General features: G+C 67.7%; 17 protein-coding genes and 1 pseudogene. 14 read left to right on the top strand and 4 right to left on the bottom strand.

Going from position 1 to position 21625, the window contains the following annotated elements; translation table 11 throughout:
• Nucleotides 1-2 precede the first annotated feature (2 nt).
• Together LZ199_RS26340 and LZ199_RS26345 are read left to right on the top strand one after the other, a co-directional pair.
• A complete protein-coding gene (locus LZ199_RS26340) occupies nt 3-944 on the top strand; it encodes a WD40 repeat domain-containing protein (protein ID WP_253996526.1) in 942 nt (313 codons plus the stop codon).
• A 243-nt stretch (nt 945-1187) separates the two neighbouring features.
• Complete coding sequence (locus LZ199_RS26345; protein WP_253996527.1) at nt 1188-2891, top strand: serine hydrolase domain-containing protein; 1704 nt, start codon at nt 1188-1190, stop codon at nt 2889-2891.
• 157 nt (nt 2892-3048) lie between these two features.
• Here LZ199_RS26345 and LZ199_RS26350 read toward each other — a convergent pair whose 3' ends face one another.
• A complete protein-coding gene (locus LZ199_RS26350) occupies nt 3049-3693 on the bottom strand; it encodes a glutathione S-transferase family protein (RefSeq protein WP_253996528.1) in 645 nt (214 codons plus the stop codon).
• Between the two features lie 384 nt (nt 3694-4077).
• Here LZ199_RS26350 and LZ199_RS26355 point away from each other — a divergent pair, with 384 nt between their 5' ends.
• The gene (locus tag LZ199_RS26355) at nt 4078-4770 is read left to right on the top strand and encodes a DUF2490 domain-containing protein (protein WP_253996529.1); all 693 of its coding nucleotides are present in this window, start codon (nt 4078-4080) and stop codon (nt 4768-4770) included.
• Nucleotides 4771-5133: 363 nt separating this feature from the next.
• Entirely contained in the window at nt 5134-5934 is an 801-nt protein-coding gene (locus tag LZ199_RS26360) for a zinc-dependent metalloprotease (protein WP_253996530.1), read from the top strand.
• A 113-nt stretch (nt 5935-6047) separates the two neighbouring features.
• Here LZ199_RS26360 and LZ199_RS26365 read toward each other — a convergent pair whose 3' ends face one another.
• Nucleotides 6048-6317 (bottom strand): SAM-dependent methyltransferase, encoded by a 270-nt coding sequence (locus LZ199_RS26365; protein ID WP_253996531.1) that lies wholly within the window; start codon nt 6315-6317, stop codon nt 6048-6050.
• 113 nt (nt 6318-6430) lie between these two features.
• Between LZ199_RS26365 and LZ199_RS26370 the strand changes: the two genes are divergently transcribed.
• Nucleotides 6431-6763 (top strand): MazG nucleotide pyrophosphohydrolase domain-containing protein, encoded by a 333-nt coding sequence (locus tag LZ199_RS26370; protein WP_253996532.1) that lies wholly within the window; start codon nt 6431-6433, stop codon nt 6761-6763.
• A gap of 410 nt (nt 6764-7173) precedes the next feature.
• Nucleotides 7174-7911 (top strand): endonuclease/exonuclease/phosphatase family protein, encoded by a 738-nt coding sequence (locus LZ199_RS26375; protein WP_253996533.1) that lies wholly within the window; start codon nt 7174-7176, stop codon nt 7909-7911.
• On the opposite strand, the gene LZ199_RS26380 is transcribed toward LZ199_RS26375, so the two are convergent.
• Nucleotides 7901-8293, bottom strand: coding sequence for a hypothetical protein (locus LZ199_RS26380; protein ID WP_253996534.1), 393 nt, complete (start codon nt 8291-8293; stop codon nt 7901-7903). The two genes, LZ199_RS26375 and LZ199_RS26380, sit on opposite strands and share 11 nt — an antisense overlap.
• A gap of 284 nt (nt 8294-8577) precedes the next feature.
• Here LZ199_RS26380 and LZ199_RS26385 point away from each other — a divergent pair, with 284 nt between their 5' ends.
• The 3 genes from LZ199_RS26385 (at nt 8578) to LZ199_RS26395 (ending at nt 15376) form a co-directional block, all read left to right on the top strand.
• A complete protein-coding gene (locus LZ199_RS26385) occupies nt 8578-10623 on the top strand; it encodes a LamG domain-containing protein (RefSeq protein WP_253996535.1) in 2046 nt (681 codons plus the stop codon).
• Between the two features lie 76 nt (nt 10624-10699).
• Nucleotides 10700-14221 (top strand): hypothetical protein, encoded by a 3522-nt coding sequence (locus LZ199_RS26390; protein ID WP_253996536.1) that lies wholly within the window; start codon nt 10700-10702, stop codon nt 14219-14221.
• A 270-nt stretch (nt 14222-14491) separates the two neighbouring features.
• Nucleotides 14492-15376, top strand: coding sequence for a hypothetical protein (locus LZ199_RS26395; protein WP_253996537.1), 885 nt, complete (start codon nt 14492-14494; stop codon nt 15374-15376).
• Between the two features lie 4 nt (nt 15377-15380).
• On the opposite strand, the gene LZ199_RS26400 is transcribed toward LZ199_RS26395, so the two are convergent.
• Nucleotides 15381-15839: a hypothetical protein gene (locus LZ199_RS26400; RefSeq protein ID WP_253996538.1), complete on the bottom strand. Its 459-nt coding sequence runs from the start codon at nt 15837-15839 to the stop codon at nt 15381-15383.
• 330 nt (nt 15840-16169) lie between these two features.
• Here LZ199_RS26400 and LZ199_RS26405 point away from each other — a divergent pair, with 330 nt between their 5' ends.
• From LZ199_RS26405 to LZ199_RS26425, 5 genes and pseudogenes are all read left to right on the top strand, one after another.
• On the top strand, nt 16170-18008 hold the full coding sequence (locus LZ199_RS26405; protein WP_253996539.1) for a DUF1549 domain-containing protein: 1839 nt from the start codon (nt 16170-16172) through the stop codon (nt 18006-18008).
• Nucleotides 18008-19054: a hypothetical protein gene (locus LZ199_RS26410; protein ID WP_253996540.1), complete on the top strand. Its 1047-nt coding sequence runs from the start codon at nt 18008-18010 to the stop codon at nt 19052-19054. Before LZ199_RS26405 ends, LZ199_RS26410 begins: the two co-directional genes overlap by 1 nt.
• Nucleotides 19055-19072: 18 nt before the next feature.
• Nucleotides 19073-20644, top strand: a complete 1572-nt coding sequence (locus LZ199_RS26415) for a DUF1501 domain-containing protein (RefSeq protein WP_253996541.1) — start codon at nt 19073-19075, stop codon at nt 20642-20644.
• A gap of 132 nt (nt 20645-20776) precedes the next feature.
• On the top strand, nt 20777-21088 hold the full coding sequence (locus tag LZ199_RS26420; RefSeq protein ID WP_253996542.1) for a hypothetical protein: 312 nt from the start codon (nt 20777-20779) through the stop codon (nt 21086-21088).
• Between the two features lie 192 nt (nt 21089-21280).
• Nucleotides 21281-21616: pseudogene (locus LZ199_RS26425) on the top strand (type VI secretion system accessory protein TagJ); the annotation flags it as partial.
• Nucleotides 21617-21625 lie beyond the last annotated feature (9 nt).

Here is a 21625-nt window from a genome sequence, read left to right on the forward strand (position 1 = left end):
TGATGAAGCAGGTGCTGCGTCCCGACAATGGCAACCGCTGGTCGCTCCTGGGCCGCTGGGGCACGCCCAGCCAACAGCGGGTCGAGTACCAGAAGGTCGGCTTCTCTCCGAGCGGCCACCTGCTGGTGACCCTGGAGCACCGGGGGGATGAGCGGCTGCGCTGGTGGCACTGGCGTGAGGGACGACAGGAGGCCCTGGCCGGAGAGGTCGTCGTGCCCAAGGGCGTCGCGATGCAGGCGCTGCCCGCGCTCGGGGGCATCGCGGTGACGAACACCCGCTTCGAGCTGGGCCTGTACGCCGAGTCCGGAGGCGAGCTCCTGCGTCAGGCGAAGCTCCCGGACCATGAGTCCTGGGGACTCGTCGCCAGCGCGGATGGGACCCGGCTGGCCATGCATGACCAGGGGAGCGGCGTGCTCCTCTGGGACACCGGGGCCTGGGCGTCCCTGGGCAGACTCGCGGGGCCGCAGCGGGAGGTCGTGGGGCTGGCCTTCTCTCCCGACGGGCAGTGGCTCGCCGCCGCCTGTCTCCAAGGGCGGGTCGTCCTCTGGAACGCCAGGACGGGCCAGCTCGTGCACGTCCACGAGGAGGAAGAGGAGCAGTTCGTGAACGTCACCTTCGACCCCTCGGGCACTCAGCTCGTCGCGACGACGACGGGTCCCGGCATCCAGCGCTTCCACGTGAGCGACTGGAGCCTGGGCGGGACGCTGTCGGGCCCCGTGCCGGGCTCACGCCACGCGGCCTTCAGTCCGGACGGCGGGCTGCTCGCGGTGACGAAGTTCGGCTTCCTCGTGCTCAGCGTGGACGAGGGTGCCCGGGTGTTCCGCTACGAGGTCGACAACGACTTCTATGGCAGCAACGCGGTCTTCAGCCCGGACGGGACGACGGTGGCCTGGGGCGAGCCCGACGGCACCGTGGGCTTGTGGGGCATCGCCTCGCCTGCCTGAGCGCTGACTCCCAGCCTCAGGCGTTCGAGGACCGTCAGTGCCAGCCGGGCCCTGGACCGCCAGGCAGGCGTGCCCCGCCCCCCGTCTCCAAGCGTTCACGCGTGGCGGCTCACCGCCCTAAAAGCGCGGCTCACCGACGCCAGGTGGGGCTTCGCAGATACGCCCTGCTCGTCGCCGGAGGCTCGGGAATCCTTCCGCTCACGGCGGGCGACTCAGCGCGCCGCTCGAGGAGCCCTCCCGCGCATGCGACTTCCCTATTCTCTTCTCCTGTTGGCCCTCGTCACCCAGTGGCTCGTGCCAGGAACCATCGCCAGTGCCCAGACGCCACGAGGCTCACGGGCCCAGCGTCACTCACGGGTCGACGCCATCTTCTCTCCCTGGAGCGGCAAGGCCACGCCCGGCTGCGCGGTGGGAGTCTCTCGCGACGGCGTGCTGGACTACGCGCGGGGCTACGGCATGGCGAACCTGGAGTACGCCCTTCCCCTCACTCCGCGCTCCGTCTTCAACCTGGCCTCCATCTCCAAGCAGTTCACCGCGTTCTCCGTCGGGCTGCTGGCGCAGGAGGGCAAGTTGTCGCTGGACGACGATGTCCGCAAATACGTGCCGGAGCTGCCCGCCTTCGGCAAGACCATCACCCTCGCGCACCTGATGCACCACACCAACGGGTTGCGCGAGCAGGGCCAGTTGCTGACCCTGGCCGGCTGGCGCGGCGACGACCTGAGCACCGAGGCGGATGTCTTGTGGGCGCTGACGCGGCAACGCGGTGTGAACTTCGAGCCAGGGACGGAGATTCTGTACGGCAATGCCGCGTACACGTTGCAGGCGGTCATCGTGCGACGCGTCTCCGGCAAGTCCCTGCGGGACTTCGCCAATGAGCGGCTCTTCAAGCCGCTCGGCATGAGCGACACCGGGTTCCAGGACGACCACAATGCCATCACTCCCAGGCGCGCCACGGGCTACGTTCCCAGTGAAGGTGGCTGGCGAATCAGCATGCCCAACACCGACAACTACGGCCCCGGCAATCTGCTCTCCACCATCGGTGATTTGCTGAAATGGGAGCAGAACCTGATGGACGGGCGCGTCGGCGGGCCGGCCTTGACGGCGGTGATGAAGACCTCCGGCAAGCTGAACAGCGGCATCGAGACGGGTTATGGCGGTGGCTTGCATCTGGGGGAGCATCGCGGCCTGCGCACGGTGCGACATGACGGCATGGCATCCGGCTTCCGCACGGAGGCCGTCCTCTTCCCCGACCAACGGCTGGCCATCGTCGTGCTGTGCAACGGCGGCTCGATTGATTCCACGGACCTCTCGTGGAAGGTGGCCGAGGTGTATCTGGGTGACCTGCTGAAGGACACGATGCCGCCCGCCGTCGCGCTGCCGGAGGCGGAGCTGTCCGCGCTCGCTGGCAACTACTGGAGTCCCTTGACGGACGAGGTCGTGCGCCTGGAGTTCAAGGACGGAGCGCTGCGCGAGGTCGGCTCGACCAAGGCCTTCGTCCACATCGGAGAGGGCGCGTTCCGCCCCGGCGAGTCGAAGCATGTGTGGCGCTTCGCTGCGCAGAAGTCCCAGGCCCCGCGCGAGCTGAGCATCAAGGACGTCTGGCCCACGACAAGGGACTTCATCCGCTTGAGCGCGCCCATGCCCGCGAGCACGGACCTGGCGGCGTTCGCGGGGCAGTACCGGAGCGAGGAGGTCGACATGACGTACACGGTGCGCCTCGCGGACGGAAAGCTGGCGGTGCGCTGGCCCCGGCGGGACGAAGTCGTACTGGAGCCCGTGGGCGGAGACCGGTTCGTCGGGTCGCTCGGAGCGGTGACCTTCACGCGGGCGGCGTCAGGGAGCGTCGATGGGTTCCTGGTCAGCAGCCGTCGTCTGCGTCGCTTTCGCGCGGAGCGGAGGGAGCCGCCCGCGAGCAAGGCTCCCTCCGTGGGCCGGTCCATCCCTTAGCTCACGCCTGACATGCGCCTCGGGAGTGCGACGGCGGCGACCCGGTCTTCTTCGGCAGGCCTCGTCCCCTCCCCGCATCCCCTGCTCTTGACCAGCGGTGAACGCGCTCGGCGCCGGATGGCGACGCCACGTGCCATCCGGGCCTGGCCGTGGAGGCTCAGGCGCGGAGCCGCTGGAACGGCTCCATCTGGGCCGCCAGTGCTCGCTGGAACGCGGGCCGGGCCTCACAGCGTTCCTTGTATGCCTTCAGCGTGGGAAATCCGTCGAGCAGGTCCGTGTGACGGAGGATGCGCAGCACCGTCACCATCATCAGGTCGCCCGCAGTGAAACGGTCCTCCAGGTACTCGCGCGTCCCCAGCCGCGCCGCGAGCTCCCCCAACCGCTCCTTCAGCGCCTCCACCACCCCGGGCCTGCGCAGCTTCGCCCACTCCTCGTTGGAGAAGAACAGGTCCACCTCCGCGAGCGGCTGAATCACGATTTCAACGGAGTTGAGCGCCGCGAAGAGCCACGTCACCGCACGCGCCTTGCCCACCGCGTCCGACGGCAGGAGCGCGTCACTCTGATTCGCGATGTGGAGCACGATGGCTCCCGACTCGAAGAGGACGAGGCCGTCCTCCTCGAACACCGGAACCTGACCGAAGGGCTGGAGCCCGCGATAGTCCGCCGAGGCCTGGTCCGCGCTGTCGATGAGCTTCACCTGGTACGGCAATCCCGCCTCTTCGAGCGCCCACCGCACCCGGAGGTCCCGCACCAGACCTTGAGCGAACGGCGGAACCCACTTGAATGCGCTGACAGTCCTCATGCCCCAGTGTCTCCTCGTCTCGATGAGCGTCCATCAACCACGCCCCACCGACACCGTCAACGCAGCCAGGCGCTCACTCATCGTCACCCTCGCGTGTCACGTCTGGTGCGGCTGACGCACCGCATAGACTGGCGACGGACTCCCAAGGCAGGCGACGCCCCGTTCGGCTCCGCCCTCTCTTTCGACAGATATGACACACATCGGCGGGTTCGATGCTGGGGATGGCCAGGAGCGGACACGGTGCGCCGCGCCCTTGAAAAGAAGAGCATCACTCCCGTCCCTGCTCACGCCCGCGGGAACGAGCACTCCACCGTCACGCAGGTCGCAGTCGCATCATCAACCGGGTTGAGCCCGTGTTCGAGTCATGGTCTAGGCCTCGGCACCATGCGCTCGGAGAAACTCCTTCCCATCATCGGCCTGTTGCTCATCGCTCCCATCCGCACCGTGGAGGCCCGCCCCACCGAGTCGGAAGCCCAGTTCTGGTACACCGTGTCGGCCCAGGGCGGCATCGGAGACCACTTCCTCTACTATCTGGAAGCGCAGCCGCGCTTCAGCAAGGACGACGGCCGCGCCATCCTCCGCTCGGCGGGCGGCGTGCGGCTGTTCCAGGACATGTCCCTGTGGCTGGGACAGGGCTGGATTCCACTCTGGGTCTGGGACGGAGACCCGGCCCTGCGGCAGGGAGAGAGCCGCCTCTTCCAGCAGTACCTCTACACGCCGAAGCTGGGCTCGGTGCGCGGCAACCTCCGGGCACGCCTGGAGCAGCGCTTCCTGGCCGGGACGACCGAGGTCTCCTGGCGCGCGCGCGTCATGCTCCGGGGCGCGCAGCCCGTGGCCGCGGAGGGGCGGCTGTCCCTGATTGTCTGGGACGAGGTCTTCTTCCACCTCAACTCGGTGGAGGGCGGCCCCAGCGCGGGCTTCGACATGAACCGCGTGTTCGTCGGCGTGGGCTGGAAGTATGGAGACCACTCCTCCGTGGAGGTGGGCTACCTCAACGCCTTCACCCGGCGGCCCTCGGCGGAGAGCAATCAGCTCATCCACACGCTCGCCGTCTCCATGCCATTCAACTACATGTAACTGTGTGGCAGGGGCGCATCCCCAGGGGGCCCTCCGAGGCCCCCCACCTGGGGTGGACTGGCCCCAGGGAGCGGGTGCCCGATAACCAGTCATCACTGTGTGGTTTCGAAACGCTTCGAAATAATCCGAAATTCACCTGGACCCACGCGGACTTACGCCCCCTCACGTCAACACTGTTTACACAGCGCCCCCGGATACATGGAGCACGGATACTCCACGTTATACATCGATTGCGGGTTTCTCGCTCTGCAAGACTCATTGGCCCATCAATTGCTCAAGGGCCCGGGAGCGCGGCAGCCGCTGCTGGTGGACACCAGGCGGATGACGCGTCCCCCCGTAGTCTGAATGGACGAGGAATCTCCGATGCCCGTGTTCCAGAAGATGTTCAAGGGAGCTGCTGTCCTCGCGATGACCGGTAGCGCGCTGCTGACTGGCTGCGGCACCGACGTGCAGGTTGATGAGTCGCAGGTCGAGCAGGAAATCATCTCCAACCTGGTTGAGGCCGGCTTCCCGGCGAACGACATCATGGTGGCGGACGGCAACGTGTACGTGGGCCGCGACGCTCACGTGACGCTCGAGGCGTCCCGCGAGATGCTGCAGCAGCCTGCGGAGACCATGGAGCAGTACCGCACGACCAACCTGGTCAGCTCCAGCATCACGCGCATCTGCATCGTCCCCACGTCCGCGTTCAACGGCTACGCCCGCCTGAGCCAGGGCCTGGACGCGGCCATCGCGAACTACAACGCGCTGGGCCTGAGCTTCACCATGGTGCGTGGCAACAGCGGCACGTGCAGCGCGACCATCAGCGCGCGGACCACGTCCGGCGCTGGCGGCTCGGCGGGCTTCCCCTCCGGCGGCCGTCCCTACGGCACCATCAACATCGGCACCAGCCTCAACACCTACAGCGTGGGCGTGAACGAGCACGTCATCACCCACGAGCTGGGCCACACGGTCGGCTTCCGTCACTCTGACTACTACAACCGCGCCATCAGCTGCGGCGGCTCCGCCTCCAACGAGGGCACCGCGGGCGTGGGCGCCATCCACATCTCCGGCACGCCGACCACGGCCTCGACCGGTGGCTCGCTCATGAACTCCTGCTTCCGCTCGACGGAGACGGGTAACTTCACGGCCTCCGACCGCACGGCGCTGACCACCCTGTACTAGTCAGCCCTGGCGCGACCACCCCACGGCGTCATTCCTGATGCCGTGGGAGTCGACCTCCCGAGCCTCCGGTCCGCGACTCACGTCCGGGCCGGGGGTTCGTGTCGTTTCAAGGCTCAGGTCGAGGCCGGCCGGCGCGCCCATTCCAGGGGCCGCGACGCGCTGTCGATGCCCACCACCTCCCCGGTGGGCCCCACCAGCTCCGCCGCGATGAAGCTCACGTCCCCCACGCCACAGCCGACGTCCAGGACTCGCATCCCCGGGCGAAGTCCCGCGCCGCGAAGCACCTGCTCCGTCAACGGACGATAGACTCCCGCCTGGAGCTGGAGCCGATTCATCTCGGGGTCCGAATGGCCGATTTGATATTCCGGGGTGCTCGCGCCCATGCATTGCCTCCGATGTTTGTCTTCCGGCGGCCCTGGAGCCGCGAGCGGGCCAGCCCGTGCGGCGAGGCGGTTGACGGTTGACGCCCCCCGTCTTCATGACCGAGGACAGGGGGATGATTGAACTGCCCCCTGACGCCTCCATGAAGGACTACCAGCGCTACATCCACGAGCTGGAGGCCCTGCATGGCTGGCTGAAACTGGACCTGGTCCACAACTGCTTCCTCATGGGCGAGGAGGTGGGCGAGGTCTTCAAGGCGGTGCGCCGGCACGAGAAGCTCTATGACGAGGGACGCGGCACCCCCACCGAGCAGGCCCGTGCGCAGGTCGGCGAGGAGCTGGTGGATGTCTTCAACTACCTGCTGGCCATCGCCAACCGCGTCGGCGTGGACCTGGAGCAGGCCTTCCGCGAGAAGAACGAGCGCAACCAGCAGCGCACCTGGAGCTGACGCCCGGTATGACAGGCCCGTTGGAGAGCAGGAGCAGGACGGGAACACATCTGGCAGGCATCATGGATGACCCTGGCGACGCGCCGTGCCACGGGCCCCGGCTCGCGGAGCAGCCACCAGGAGCCCAGCACGTGCAGGCAGACCCTGGCTGCGATTGCCAGACAGCGCAGCAGGTCCAGCTCCAAAGCACGGGTTCGGGTCGTCATGTCCAGCCTGGCGCCAGAGGTCAGCCCATTCCAGCCCACACGCCCCGACGGCGCGGCCCACCCCTCCTCCGTCAAGGCTGACGGTGCGGCGGCGGCCCCTGTCCGCTAGACTTCAACGCCCGGACAGACAACCACGGCCAGCGCTGCATGGACGTGGCTGACTCCCAACCCCACCGGGTGATGTGACTGCCCCCCGAAGGCGCCATGTTCGAACTCTTGTCCTCCGCCCTCCTCGGCCTGCTCGTCTCGCTGGGAATCATGCCCGCCTCCCAGCCGGAGCGCCTGGAGGCGCTCGCGGTGACGACGACCACCGTCGCGACGCACAACACCCTTCACGGAAGCGCGAACCTCAGACCGCTCGCGGATGTCATTGGCTGGCAGGAGGTGGACACCGACGAGGGCCACACCAAGCTCGGCGCGCTCGAGTCCTACGACCACTTCCGTCCCGGCGCGGAGCGACTCCACCCCAGCAACTCCATCGCCATCTCCTGGCGCAGGAACAAGTACGACAGGACGGGAGGCGGCTCGCGGCTCACGCACCCGGGGGAGGCGAATGTGACGCCCGCGCGCTTCGTGAACTGGGTGGTGTTGAAGAACAAGGAGACCGGCGCGAAGCTGGCGTTCATCAACACCCACTACATCTCCGGCGCCTGGAACGGTGAGCACCCCGAGCGCCAGGAGCGCTGGCGGACGCACAACGCCGTGGTGCGCGAGGTCGTCGCGGACCTGCGCTCGCGAGACCTGCCCGTCGTCCTGGTGGGCGACTTCAACCGGCCGCTCGCACAGGACATCCCAGGGATGAACCACCTGAATACGGCGGGCGTCGACGGCGTGCCCATCGACCAGCTCTACGTCACGATTGGCATCGGCACCGGGCCCGCCGAGCGCCTGGAGAAGTACGGCTCCGACCACTTCGCGTACACAGCGACTGTCAGATACTGACCTGCCGGCGGGAACCCGCGCTCCGAGGCTGGAACAGCCAGGCGGCCGCGAGGAACAGGGCGATGAAGCCCGCGTTGAGCGTCAGGATTTCGACGGGGGGACTCCACGGCATCCCCCAGCCGGAGAGCACCGCGACGACGGCGATGGCGGCCTGGGTGAAGGCCATCGCGACCAGCGTGCGGGCCATGCCCGCCGCATCCAGGCGCACGATGAAGGCACCGGAGAGGCCGACCAGCAGCACTCCGCCGTAGAGCAGGTTGGTCCGGTCTCCATCCGCGCCGATGATGCCGACGCCCAGGCTCAGCCAGACCAGGCTGAGCGAGGCGAAGAGCGTGATGCCAAGAGCGGCCCGGTACGCGGTGCTGGGAGTCATGGTTCGCATGGGAAGGTCTCCGTGGGAGGCCAACCCAATGTGGCACCCCCGCGCGAGGACGGCGGTCCTGTCGCTGCCAACGGTCGGAACCCGGCGCCAGACGGCTCCGCGACGCCGGGTTGCCGCCATCAACCAGCAGGGAGCGCCCATGCGTCCCGCGGCAACGCAACCGCGTTGCACCCGGACGCACCAGGTAGGCTCGCCCGTGCGCCCGCTCCAGGCCCTGTCCGAGCGTGGACAGTGAGCTGTCCGGTCTGGCGCATCCCTTGCTGTGCGCCTGTCGCATGAGACCCATGTATCAGTACGGTGCCGCGGACGTGCGTTATGGCCAGAGCATCTCACTTGGCACGTCGAGCCCTATCGACCTGAGCGGCAGCAGCTCCTACTCCATCGGGTTCTGGCTGAACCCGCGAGCCCCCGCTTACGACGGCTTCCTGCTGTCGTCCGGCACGTCCTATTACATCGGGCTGCACGGGCTGCTGCTCACCCTGAGCATCCCGGGCATGAACACGCCGCAGTGCTCTGAAATCGAGCTGCTGCCGAACCAATGGCAGTACGTCCTGCTCGTCTTCCAGTCCCAAGGCACCAACCAGGGCACCTACGCGTTGTCGGTGAATGGCACGCCGTTCATCGAAGGCTCCCTCTCCCGGGTCACCGCGACCGACAGCCTGTTCAAGCTGGGCCACACGTCGGACGCGCAGTTCATCAATGTCGCGTTCTGGTCCACGGCGCTGCCCGAGGGGGAGCGACTCCCGCTGTGGGACATCCCCTCGCCGAGCACGAATCTCGCCGCGTGCTACAGCTTCGCCGATGGCTCCAGCCATGACGTCTCCGGCCAGAACCGGAACGCGGCCACCTTCGCGGGCGGCGCGCAGGTCGTGATGGTCGCCCCGGCGCTGCGACTGCTCAACACGGGAGTCCAGCCCTCTCCTCGCGACGCGCTCACGGTGGTGGCGGACGGAGGCCCCTTCAGTGTGCAGGCCTGGTTCAACTGCGACGCACCCTCCGAGTTCCAGGCGGCGTCCCGGACCCTGTTCTCGTGCAGGGACCGCGACACCGGCTACGGGTGCTCCCTGGGGGTGATGTGGAACGGCGGTGGATTCAACCTCGAGCTCAAGCAGGAAACGGCGGGGGGCTCCGGCGGCTGGGGGAACAGCATCCAACTGCCCCCGGGCTCCTGGCATCACCTGGCGGCCACGTATGACGGGACCACGTTTCTCATCTACCTCGACGGAACGCATACCCTGACCGTCGCGTGCACCACGCCGGTGCTCGCGAACCCGGTATGGCTGTTCGGCGCCACGTACACCCCTGATACGGCCGGGTCCGCCGAAAACGAGCTCCAGGGCTACCTCCAGGCGGCGGCGCTCTGGTCCCGGGTGATTTCAGCCAACGAGGTCCAGCAGTACATGTCGGAAGACCCTTCCGACTCCGAGGGCTGCGTCGCGTTCTATGCCTGGAGCAGCCTCATGCTCGCCAACCAGGTGACGGGCCATCCACCGGTGCTCCTCAACACGGCCTTTCCCGCCACCGTGGTCACCCCGCCGTCCGAGTCGCCGCCCCCGTCCGGAAGCTCCAATCTCCAGATGGCGGTGGTACAGCCCTCCGCGCGGCTGGAGCCCGCCGTCCGCTGGTCCCCGGAGGAGGTGGCCTACCCCGCCAACAGCCCGCTTCCGCCCGACCAGGTCGAAGCCATCATCGCCGCCTATGAGCCGGTGCTCGCCTCCGTTCCAGGAGCGATGAAGGACCGGCTGCGCTCGCTGTTCCGCAACAACCTCTACCTGGGCCTGGCGAAGGGCAACGGCCCCGGAGGCATGCCGGTGGGCGCCATCGCCGGCAAGGTGGAGGGCGCCGCGTATGTCTTCTACCACCACACCGCCCAGGGGCCCGTGGAGTGCGGACGGATGGAGTTGACCGTCAACACGGAGTGCGTCGGCTGGGTCGTCTCCGTGGCCGCGACTTCCATCTGCCTGCTGCTGACCGTGGTGGGCCTGGGGTTCTCGGCGACCAGGGCCGTCTCCTCCTTGAGCAAGGTCATCGGGGAGAGCACGGCGCTGCTCAAGGACATCGGAGAGGCGGCCAAGGGCGCCACGAGCGGCAGCACCGTCATCAAGGTCATCAAGGCGCTCTACGTCGCGGGGACGCTGGGCAAGGTGGTGGGCGACATGTTGACCGGAAACTGGGTCTCCATCGGCCTCAACTGCGCGTCGCTCATCCTCATGGTCGTGGGCCTCTTCACCACCGGGGGCGCCTACCTCGCCGTCGTGCTGGCGCAGCTCGTCATCAACATCGCCGTGCTCATCGCCGTCATCGTCCAGAAGCCCAGCAACTGCTGCTGACCCTGGATGAAACCCGGGCATGGGTCATTCCATGCCCGGTTGACGCCGTGTGCAATGTCTCTGCTACACGGCGTCCATGCCCCTGAACCCAAGACAACTCGCGGGAAGGCTGTCATCCGCCTTCCTGCTCCTGCTGATACTCCATCTCGCCTGTGACACGGCGCCCCAGGCGCCGGAGCCTCCAGCTCCTGGCGAGGTCGGCACGCAGCAGGCGCCGCTGGACCCGCCCACCTGGTTCACCGACGTGGCCATGGTGGGCACCAGCGCGTGCTCCACCGGTCTCAACAACTACGGCGTCATCGACAACTGCTACAACGTTGAGAATCCGCAGCGACCGAGCATCTTCCGGGAGCTGTCCCCCGCGTGGCGGCCCTATCGCTCCACCTATTCGTCGCCGCTGACGCTGCGCCCGGCCGCGCTCTCCGGGGTGATGCAGCCCTTTCCGCCGAACGAGTACGACAACGGGTGGTCCACGCCCCGGATGCCGGAGAGCAGCGACGCGGCGAATGCCATCCAGGTGCTGCCTTTCAATCGTGGCACCAATGACGGACGCCTCTTCGTGCGCGGCGGCTGTCGTGGCTGCGCGGAAGGCTCCACGCTGTACACGTTCCGTCCGGAGACGCTGGGCCAGGACTTCCGCTACGACTTCGCCAGCAAGGGCGTCCGGTACGTGCAACCTCCGCACACGGTGGGCCTGCACCCCTTCACCTATTTCAACCCGATGGCCACCGGGCTCACCTCGAAGAACAACGGTGACTTCCCGGATGCCCTCCACAGCACCACCTGTGAGAACTCGATGTCCGCCCAGCTCCAGGGCAGCCATGGACGCAACCCCGTGGCGTGCACGGCCCGCTACGACGTGAGCTCCGCGCCCGTCCCTGGCGACTGTTATGAGATGTCGCTCGTCTACGGAATGGTCGCGTCCGACGGCAAGCGCTGGGAGCTTCGCTCGGTGGACCTCACGGTCTTCGTGCGCACGCCGAAGTCCACGGATGCGGGAAGGTCCCTCGACGGGGCAGGCACCGCGGGCTGGGGCCTCTGGGTCTACCCTCGCAACCCGGAGGGCGAGGTGAAGTCGCTGCCCACCTGGAACCTGCCGCCGTACCGCCCCTTCAACATTCATGACTCGCCGTGGGGCGACATGAGCGCGGGCTCCGCGTACAGCATCCCCGGCACGCCCGACACCATCGACTGGCGACGCCTGTTCACCACCAACCCGGGCTTCCAGTGCTACATCGCGGTGCCGGTGTGGCCGTACCCCACGCCCCTGTACGTGCGCAACATGTCCGGCTCCGCGCCCAAGTGGTGCCAGTTCTTCGACCGGCAGAGCTACCGCTCTTCATTCCAGGTCGAGGACGACGAGGACAGCGTCATCGGCAACGGCGGGACGTGGAATGGCGTGACGGGCTGGGGCACGAACGAGCGGCCCTATGCCCTGTTCGAGCCCGCGACGAGCGGTGACGGACGGCTGTTCGTCGTCAACATGAATGGCCTGTACTACGCGGCCTCCGACGACGTGTGTCGCGCCTCGAGCTGGGGGCACTTCAAGCCCATCAGCATGATGCCCATGGACCCGCTGGTGAACAGCCGCTACGAGCTGGCGAAGTCCCAGGTGGTCAACGGTCGGCCGCAGCCCTTCAGGGACACGCTGGGCAACGCCATGCCCTTCGGCGTGCGCAACCAGTGGGCCTACCCGTGGCTGGACCGCGAGGGTAAGAACCTGTTCTTCGCCGCGAAGAACAATCCCCATGACGGCTACTACGCGCGGCAGGTGCTGCGCGAGGACCGCTTCAGCACCTTCTCCCAGACGGATGTCACCTGGGGCCCGCCGTCGGATGCGACCCGCGCGACGTTCAACCCGGACCGGGCGCCCGCGCAGGCGGTCAGCGTGCTCGGCGCGTGGACGCGCGGCAAGGCGGTCATCCTGGACAACGGCCTGAGCATCACCGACCTGGCGGGCAACACCGAGGACCACTACCAGCGCACCTATGATTTGCGCCTGTACGCGGGCGCGGACGTGTCGCTGACGCCCCGGGGCAGCTCGCAGATCTTCTCCTTCGAGAACCAGCTCAACCACTTCGACGGGATGCGGCCCACCCTGCCCTTCGACGTGGTGTGGAACGTCCAGTCCAACACGCAGCGCAACAGCGAGGTGGCCTTCGACGACTACCTCAACAAGCGCGCCTTCGTCGTCGCGCACATGAACGCCGCCATGCGCATGGACGTGTCGCCGCACGGCCCCCTGCGCGCGGAGACCTTCCCCCAGGATGGCTTCGTGCCCTTCAAGGACGCCTGGGCCTACGTGCGCGGCGGCCAGCTCGCCGACTTCCGCTTCAAGCGCAACCCGCTGGCGCAGAACGCCGCCACGGGCAGCCCGCTGCTCGGCACGGATGGACCGCAGGCCCCTGCCTCCGTGCGGCTGCGCGGCGGCGCGCGAATCGAACCCGTGGCCCTGGGCGGTGTCAGCGGCAAGGGCGTGTGGCTGGATGGGCAGAACGACTTGATGGACATGGGCTATCCGGTCAACGGCGCCCAGCGCGACTGGCTGTTCGGCATCTGGCTCGACTCACGTCAGGACAACGTGCTCAAGCCCGGCGCGACGCTCGCGCGGAGCCTGCCTCGCACCATCTTCTACTTCTCCGACAACTCCTGGGTCGGGCTCGTGCAGGTGAAGGACAACACCGGCAATGTGTGGCACGAGCTCGCCGTGTACAACGGCGCGACGGGTTCTTCGTACACCGTCCACCTGGGCTCGCTGGTGCAGGCCGGGCGCTACTTCCACTTCGGCATGAAGATTCACACCGTCGGAGGCCAGCGGACCCTGGCGTTCTACATCGATGGGACGTGGCACTCGACGTTGACTGTCGCGCCGTGGGACGTGGGCTTCGACCCGATGTTCAACTCGATGAATGGTTGGACGTGGATGACGGTGAGCGACCCGGGACCGGCCTTCGTGCCGGGACAGGTGCGGCTGCCCTTCTACGGCTGGGTGGATGAACTGCGCATCTATGCCCTGGCACCGGGCGACGCGCAGCGGCCGTGGACCGAGGAGCTCCTCTGCAACCAGGCGCTCGGCACGACGGTAGACCTGTCGCGGCGGGAGCCGGAGCCGTGGACTCCGGCGCTGGAGGTGCTGCGCTGGCGCGCGACGCAGTACCCCGGGATGCGGCGCTCCCTCTGCGAGCAGATGCGGCTGGGCACCTACTCGGAGCCGCTCGACTACCCGGCCCAGTACGGAGAGCACCTCTGCATCGACCGGGTGCACAAGAATCCGCACCCCACTGCCGGCCTCGCCGCGCGGTGCATGCGCGCCGGGATGCTGGCCATGCCCGCACTCCATTCAGCGATGCCTCGCCCGGACACGAGCGGCAACGCGTTCTGCCTCTCATGCCACACGGGGACGGCCACGCTCCCAGGGCTGCGTCTGGGTGCGCTGACGGTGGGAACGGGGCCCCGATTCCAGGACCCACGGCGCCAGCCCATGAATGTCCCGGCGGTGATGGGCGGCGTCGTGCCTCCCTGGCTGACCACGGGCATCAACCAGTCGGATGGGACTCGCACCCTGGACCAGCACTTCGACCACTTCCCGGCGCCCTGACGGCGGTGAAGACAGACGCGCCCGCCCTGGCTTCACGTCAGGGCGGGCGCGCTGACCCTTCCGCGAACGAGTCCAGTGCGCGGCAATCAATGCCACCCTGCATTCGAGCGGGGTCGGAGCGTGGGCGAACACGAGACAGCATGGGATGGCGTGGACTCTCATGGGGCCCTCTTGGGACGAAGCGTGTCCTGGGACGGCACCTCTCCATGGCAGGTGGACGAAAGGCCACGCCCAGGGCTTGATGGAGGCTCACCGCCGGGGTCTCCGCCCATGTCCGCTGAAATGCCGACCGAGGTCCGCACGCTCCTGGACCAGCTCCGCACCATGCATTCCCGATTGCCGGTCCATCACTTCGCCCCGCTGACGGGACGTACGGCCGAGGGGGATGCGCTGCTCTATGGCATGACGGGCTATGCGGACGAGACGCTGTTCCTCTATGGCTACTGCGTGGGGAAGACCGAGTACTGCTTCCTCTACGACTCGCCATGGGACGACCTTCACCGCGGCATGTTTGGCGGTCCCCGCGAGTGGTACGACGACCTGGTGATGCCGCGTGCCTTTCGGATGCGCTACTGCGTCTCGGAGCCCCAGCAACACGAGGTCCTCGACCCGCTGCTCCAGCCGATGATGGAGCGGCCGCCCCGCTTCCTGGGGACGCGCGACTCAGTGCCCCACCTGCTCACGGCGACCGCGGAAGAGGTCCTCCGTGACATCGACCGCTGGGACGAGCGGCTGAGCTTCCTGCGGCGTGCCCGGTCCCTGGCGCCCGAGAAGGGCTCCCGGGTGGAGGAGTGGACGCCCGCGGTGGCCCGGTTCGGAGGGCTGGTGGGGCACGGCGAGGGGGAATATGCGCACTACCGCTACACGGTGGGGGAGACCTCATACGTGTTCGCGGTGAAGACCGAGGCGCCCCTCTCGAAGATGACCCCGAGCAACCACGCGCCCTACTCCACGAGGAAGGAGCGGCGGGCCCATCTTGCCCTGGCGCGCCAACAGCAACAGGGCTTCCGGCAACTGTCGAGCGGACAGGAACTGGGGGTGCGGTTCAATCCCCAGGACCCCGCGGAACACGTGCTCGGGGCCCCGCTGCTGGACATCACCTCCTCGACGGCGGCGTTCCAGCTCGAACCCATCGTGCTCGCCCGGTCGAGGTAGCGCCTCAGTAGTCGAAGCGCGCGGTGATGATGCCGTCGAGCCGATAGAAGGACTTGTCCACGTCGATGTTGTAGGGGCTCCCCACCGGGTTGCTGAGCCCCTTGGCGTAGCCCTCGCACTCATGGCACACGAGCACGCCATCGAGCGTCACATCCCAGAGGCCCTCCACCAGGTCGTCCGTCGGAGAGCCCTGCAGCGTGACCAGGTTGAGCTCGAGAACGGTGGCGGTGCCATTGGTGTTCACCGTTATCTTCGCGTTCGCGAACGCGGGCCCCGCCCCCTCCTGCCAGCTCACCACCGAGGAATTGAGGATCGGAGCGAAGAGGTCGCGCTTGATGATGACGGAGCCGCCCTTCTTCGACCAGATGCTGTGCACGGGCTGACTTGACGCCGCGACCACCAGCCCCGGAACCACGACGACCGCGAGAAGGAGGGCAACGACCGCCGGGCGAAACTTGTGCATGGACGCACCTCGAACCGCGAAGACAGGATTTGAAAGCGAAGGACGCACGGAGTGTTCGCCCGATGCCCTTCAATGTCAAACACACCCCTCGACAGCGTCAGGCCTCCGTGCCCCTCTCGCACGGCGAGGTGTGGCGGCCGCCCACAGTCAAGCCCCTTGGCGCGGTGCGTGAAACTGTGGTGGGGAGTCCACCCCACCGTGGCCTCCAGTCCCCGTCACCCGTGGCCTGAAAGACAGTCGGGTGTGGAGGAGAGTCCACCCTCATTCTCGCGGAATGACAGACATCTCTCCTCGTGATTTATCGCGTCAGCCGATGCTATTGTCTCAAGCATGCACTGGCACCTGCACCTGAAGAGCGCGGCCTTCGCGGCCGTGCTGTTCGCGATGTCCGGGCTCGTCGTGCCTGACGCGCACGCGCAGCAATGCGAACCCGAGCCGACGTCCCCCGTCGACCCGCCCCAGGACCAGATGAGCGACACGCGGCTGTTGCGGCGCATCGTGCTCGGCCTCACGGGGACGACCCCCACCCTGGAGCAGTACGAGGCCATGGCGGCGACGACGTCGCCCGAGGCGCGCGCGTCGCTGCTTCGCTCGACGCTCGATGAGATGCTCGCCTCTCCGAAGTTCTACGAGCGGATGCTGCGCTTCGGACACGAGTGGATCGCCGTGGGCGCCTACACCACGGGCGCCAACGGCGACGCGTACCAGGGCGACATGTCCGGACACCTTCACCGGTGCGCCGACAACACCGCGCACCCGGGGGCGTACTACGCGGTCAACGAGTTCGCGTCGGGAGACCCGGGACAGCAGTGCTCCGACAAGGATGGGGGCGGGAATCCCGCCGTGCCGGTGGTGCACACCGTCGAGCCCTGGTGGGCCCCGGGGACGACGGTCCAGGTGCTGGGCCTGGCGGGCTCCGACGTCAAGACCGTCACCGACACCACCACGGGGAAGGTCAACGACTGTGGCATCGCCTACGGCGGCTACTACGACCCCGGTCTGGTCCGGGGCTGCGGGTGTGGCCCCCACTTGATGTGGTGCTCGCCGCTCGCCGGCCTGGGCTCCACGGGCACCTCCAGCCTCAGTGGTCAGCGCCGCCACCCCTACGAGGAGCCCGCGCGCCTGTTCGCGCACCTGGCGTGGCATGACCGGCCGCTCTCGGACCTGGTCGTCGGCAACTACTCCGTCGGCACCAACTGGCTGCGAGCGCTGTACATCCGCTTCGGCCGGCAGATGGGCAGCAGCGCCGTGGACCAGAACTCCACGTGGTGGCGCCCGGACGTGGGCAATGCCCCGCGCGACCCGCTGCACCCGACACCGAACGACCCGCAGGCCTGGCGCGAGTTCGTGGTGGAGGAGCTGGAGCCCTTCCACCTCTCGCTCACCCCCGACAAGAGCCGCTCCGGCAGCATGGAGCGCACCTACCGCTTCGACCCGCGCACGACGAAGGACGCACCCCTGGGCCTGCCCGCCGCCGGGGTGCTCACCATGATGGGGTCCATGTCCTCGTTCCCGCGCGAGCGCGTCCGGGCCGCGCGCTTCCTGGAGATCTTCGCCTGCCAGAACTTCTCTCCGCCTCCCGCGGACGTGCACTTTCCGCCGCTGGAGATAGACCCGGCGACGGGAGGCACGTGCCTGCACTGCCACAAGACGCTGGACCCCGCGGCCATCGCCTTCAAGCGCTGGGACTTCACGCCGTTCCCGAGCTACTACGTGCCGTGGCCCTTCATCGGGGGCGTAGGCAACCAGCGCGTCACCGCGGAGTGGCTGTCCGGCAAGTATCCGCACATCGGCAATGCGCCGGGCCAGCGCTGGAAGAACGCCTTCGTGCCCAACACGGTGCTCACCCCCGTCACGCCGGAGGAGCTCAAGGCGAATCCGGAGGCGGTGCTGCTCGACACGATGCCGGAGTCGTACACGCTGCTGGGCGAACATGGCGATGGCACCATGGGCCCGCTGGGCTTCGGCAAGCTGCTCGTCCGCTCCGGTGAGTTCGACCGCTGCGCCGCGCGCAAGCTCTACGCGATGTTCATCGGCCGGGAGCTCAATCCGGCCACGGAGAAGGGCTTCATCGACAAGCTCGCCAGGGAGTTCGTCTCCAGGGAGCGCAAGCTGCGGCCCTTCCTCCGATATCTCTTCGAGCAGTCCGAGCTGCGGAGGGGCCTGTGATGCGCACGCTGAGTTCGTTGCTGGGAGCCGTCGCGCTCGTCGTGCTCGCGCTCAACCTGGGGGCCTGTTTCGGGGATAGCTCCTACCGGCAGGGTGACGATGACAAGCCGGACGCGGGCGACACCTGCGCCGCGTCGAGCGACAACGACGCGGTTCGCCTCGCGCTCGCGCCCGCCTGCGAGGGCTGCCACGTCAACGGCAACAAGCCCTTCTTCGCCTCGCTCGCCGCGTTCGAGAGCGGGCTCGTCTACGACGAGCGGTTCGTGAAGCGCGGAGACCCGGAGGGCAGCCTCCTCATCAAGATGCTCAAGGGCGTGGCGCCTGGCAGCTACGCCCAGATGCCGCCGGGACAGCCGTACGAGCAGCTCGTCGCCAACGGCCGCGTCACGATGACCATCGCCCAGGTGGAGGCGTGGATTCGCGACCTGAAGGCGCCGCCCGTGCAGTTGGAGACGCCGTCACCCGCGGAGTTCAAGGTCCGCCGGCTGGCCGCCGACGAGATGGTGGTGAGCTTGATGGACCAGCTGGGGCTGGTGCTGGAGGACTTCGTCAGCACGAGCGACCCCAACTGGCGCAACCAGGCGTACGTGGTGAACTGGAACAAGTTCTTCGTGTGGCCCGGTGACTGGGCGCCCGGCATCTCCGGCCAGTACGTCTCCGACGCGCGCGCCATCGAACGCTACGAGGCGCTCGGAGGCGGCAACTCCCTGGAGTACCGCAAGAAGGACCCGAGCTTCGGCCCCTCCGCCGGGCAGGCGCTGGTCCAGCTGTCCCAGGCCTGGTGCGGGCGCGCGGTGGACAAGCCCAACAACAAGGCGGTGCTGCGCTTCGCGACGCTCGCGGACACCTCCACCAAGAACCCGGACGCGGTGCAGAAGAACCTGCGCAACCTCTACCTGCGCATGCTGGGACAGCCCCCCTCGGACGCGGAGCTGAAGGCGCTGTACGAGCAGGTCTATCTTCCGCTCGAAGCGCAGAGCACGCGCCTGGCCTGGGTGGGCACCTGCGCGGCGCTCATCCGTCACCCGCTGTGGATCACCTACTGAGCCGAGGACCCCATGCCAATGACTTCTCGACGCACGTTGCTCAAGTGGGCCCTCGGTGCCAGCCAGCTCGGCCTCCTCGAACGCGCGGGGCTCCTCCGCTCTGGAGTCGCCCAGGCCGCGGACGCGGACGTCCCCTCCCGGCTCGTGGTGCTCTACGTCCCGGGCGGCTTCCGTCCGGCGTACTGCTTCACGCCGATGGAGGACTCTGAGATTCCGCTCTGCGTCCCGGGGCCCTCCGGCTTCAGCAGCGAGCCTGTCTTCTTCGAGGCGAGCAAGGTGGTGAACCTGGCGCCCGCCAACGGCCCGTACAAGCCGCTGCGGACGTGGCAGTCCTGGAATCCGCAGGACCCGGCGGCGCGCGGCTCCTTCAGTCCGCTCATGTATGGCTACCAGCACTTCGCGCTGCATGAGCAGTTGAGCGTGCTGCATGGCATCGACCAGGGCACCAATGACCACGCCAGCGCCTTCATCTCCGCGATGTGCGGCGTCGCGGGAGCGGACTACCGGGCGCCCGCGGTGCACTCGGTCATCGCGAACCACCTGTACGCGCGGCATCGGGAGACCCGGCCCCTGCCGTTCGTCGTGGTTTCGGGAGACCGGGGCGTGCCTTCCGGCATGGGGTTGCCCTCCCACGCCTCTCCCGTGGGAGTGCCGTCCATCGACGCGCTCAAGCCGATGCTCTCCGGCAAGCCCACGGACAACGCCTGGTGGACGGGGCTGGACGCGCGCACCGAGGGCCCGGAGCTGGATGCGCGAGGCAAGCCCACGGGGGCGGCGCTGAAGACGACCACGGTGGAGCGCTATTCGCTGGGGCGCGCACAGCCGCTCTTGGGCCGCTCGACGGCGAAGGTGGACAACTACCTGGAGGGCCTGCATGGCTCGCTGTCATCCGTCTCCCGCGTGCTGGCGACGGATGTCGTGTCCTTGCTGGAGGGCACCAAGGGCATCGACACGCTGAAGACGAACCGGCCCGCGTACCTGTCGAGCTACTTGAACGAGTCGTTCACCTACACGTTCGGCAACGCGAACTTCCACCTCGTCGGGTTGGACCCGCGCATGGACATGGCGCTGCGCCTGCTCAAGTCGGACCTGTGCACGTCGGTGCATGTCTCGCTGCGCATGGACTTCGACACGCACAGCGGCTCGGGGCATGCCTTCAGCTGCGCGCATGGCCGGGGGCTGATGGATTGCGTCGCGCGCTTCCTGGGCGAGATGAAGGCCACGCCCGCTCCGGGCAAGCCGGGCAAGACGCTGCTCGATGACACCCTGGTGCTGGTGATGAGCGAGTTCGGTCGGAGCTGGGCCTCACGCTCGGGGGATGGCAGCTACAACCTGCCGGATGACCACCACCCCTTCACCTCGGTCGTCTTCGCGGGCGGAAACGTGGCGGCGAATCGACAGGTCGGCACGTATACGACGCGCGGGCTCGGCGTACCGGTGGACATCATCGAAGAGACGGGACAGACGCAGAAGCGCGTCCCCCGGTCCGCGGACGTCGTCACCACCGCGCTGCGCATCATGGGGATGGAAGCTCACGAGTTCTTCATCCCCGGTGGCTACGGCGAGGTGGTGGGGCTCCGGAAGGGCTAGCCGGGGCTGAGCTGTCTCTGGAACGGAAAAATGCGTTATTCGTGACTTTTGAAGATTCGTGAATTTCCTGGGACAGTGGATGAACCGGCTCACGCTTGGGTGGTCCGGCCATCTCGTCATCGTGGAGACATCATGAAACTGCTTCCGAGGTCCCTGTTCGCAGGTGTCGCGGCGCTCGTGCTGGCCCCGCTGTCCGCGTCTGCCCTTCCCCCTGACTGCTCGCAGGACCGCTGCAATGCGAGCGAGCCCTGCTGGCTGGTCTGTGCCCTGCCGTGGAGCATGAAGGTCATCACCTGTGAGGAGTGGGTTACGGAGTATGAATACGGCACCTGTGACGCCTCGGCCCGCGCCGAGGAGGAGGACGAGCTGTCGTCGTCGGAGTCCTCGCAGGTGGCTCCCATCTGCGCGCAGCCGATGCTGGCCGCCCGGGCGGTGACGCAGTAACGCCGCTCCTTTTTGAGCGGTCGAGCCCATCCCTCGCATGCATGCGAGGGATGGGCTCCCGTCATCGAGTCCTGGGACCTTGGGGGCCTACGCCATGAAACAGATTGAGCAGCACCTCGCGGAAGGCGACTTCCTGGACGCACTCCGGTTGATTGAGGCGGAGCTGGCGCAGGCGCCCTCGTCGAGAAGCCGAACAGCTCGATGGATGTCGTCTGGGTCCCCGCCCTGATCCAGACGCTCGATGACCGCGCGTTCGAAACCCGCGTACCTTCGCTGTACCCCGGGACGGGCCTGCATGGCCACGCACCCGTCCGCCTGGGTGAGATGACCGTGTGGCATCACGAGCCCCATGGGTATGCCGTGGCCTTCGGCCAGCGCGACTTCAAGCTGACGCATGACGAAGGCGGCATGGGGATGGTGGGGCTCCTCCAGGTGACACGGATCGACTTCGAGGTGGCGAGCAAACCCTCGAGCGGAAAGCCAGCTCCCACGGAGAAGAAGTCTTTCTGGTCGAAGCTCTTCGGTTGAAGTGGAAGG

Source organism: Myxococcus qinghaiensis (genome assembly GCF_024198215.1).
In the GTDB taxonomy this organism is placed as follows: domain Bacteria; phylum Myxococcota; class Myxococcia; order Myxococcales; family Myxococcaceae; genus Myxococcus; species Myxococcus qinghaiensis.

Coding starts and splice junctions, on each gene's coding strand:
- LZ199_RS26380 (WP_253996534.1), bottom strand. CDS start 8,293: ATGCGAACCATGACTCCCAGCACCGCGTACCGGGCCGCTCTTGGCATC.
- LZ199_RS26405 (WP_253996539.1), top strand. CDS start 16,170: ATGCACTGGCACCTGCACCTGAAGAGCGCGGCCTTCGCGGCCGTGCTG.
- LZ199_RS26370 (WP_253996532.1), top strand. CDS start 6,431: ATGATTGAACTGCCCCCTGACGCCTCCATGAAGGACTACCAGCGCTAC.
- LZ199_RS26360 (WP_253996530.1), top strand. CDS start 5,134: ATGCCCGTGTTCCAGAAGATGTTCAAGGGAGCTGCTGTCCTCGCGATG.
- LZ199_RS26390 (WP_253996536.1), top strand. CDS start 10,700: ATGCCCCTGAACCCAAGACAACTCGCGGGAAGGCTGTCATCCGCCTTC.
- LZ199_RS26410 (WP_253996540.1), top strand. CDS start 18,008: ATGCGCACGCTGAGTTCGTTGCTGGGAGCCGTCGCGCTCGTCGTGCTC.
- LZ199_RS26385 (WP_253996535.1), top strand. CDS start 8,578: ATGTATCAGTACGGTGCCGCGGACGTGCGTTATGGCCAGAGCATCTCA.
- LZ199_RS26365 (WP_253996531.1), bottom strand. CDS start 6,317: ATGGGCGCGAGCACCCCGGAATATCAAATCGGCCATTCGGACCCCGAG.
- LZ199_RS26375 (WP_253996533.1), top strand. CDS start 7,174: ATGTTCGAACTCTTGTCCTCCGCCCTCCTCGGCCTGCTCGTCTCGCTG.
- LZ199_RS26395 (WP_253996537.1), top strand. CDS start 14,492: ATGTCCGCTGAAATGCCGACCGAGGTCCGCACGCTCCTGGACCAGCTC.
- LZ199_RS26340 (WP_253996526.1), top strand. CDS start 3: ATGAAGCAGGTGCTGCGTCCCGACAATGGCAACCGCTGGTCGCTCCTG.
- LZ199_RS26400 (WP_253996538.1), bottom strand. CDS start 15,839: ATGCACAAGTTTCGCCCGGCGGTCGTTGCCCTCCTTCTCGCGGTCGTC.
- LZ199_RS26350 (WP_253996528.1), bottom strand. CDS start 3,693: ATGAGGACTGTCAGCGCATTCAAGTGGGTTCCGCCGTTCGCTCAAGGT.
- LZ199_RS26420 (WP_253996542.1), top strand. CDS start 20,777: ATGAAACTGCTTCCGAGGTCCCTGTTCGCAGGTGTCGCGGCGCTCGTG.
- LZ199_RS26415 (WP_253996541.1), top strand. CDS start 19,073: ATGACTTCTCGACGCACGTTGCTCAAGTGGGCCCTCGGTGCCAGCCAG.
- LZ199_RS26355 (WP_253996529.1), top strand. CDS start 4,078: ATGCGCTCGGAGAAACTCCTTCCCATCATCGGCCTGTTGCTCATCGCT.
- LZ199_RS26345 (WP_253996527.1), top strand. CDS start 1,188: ATGCGACTTCCCTATTCTCTTCTCCTGTTGGCCCTCGTCACCCAGTGG.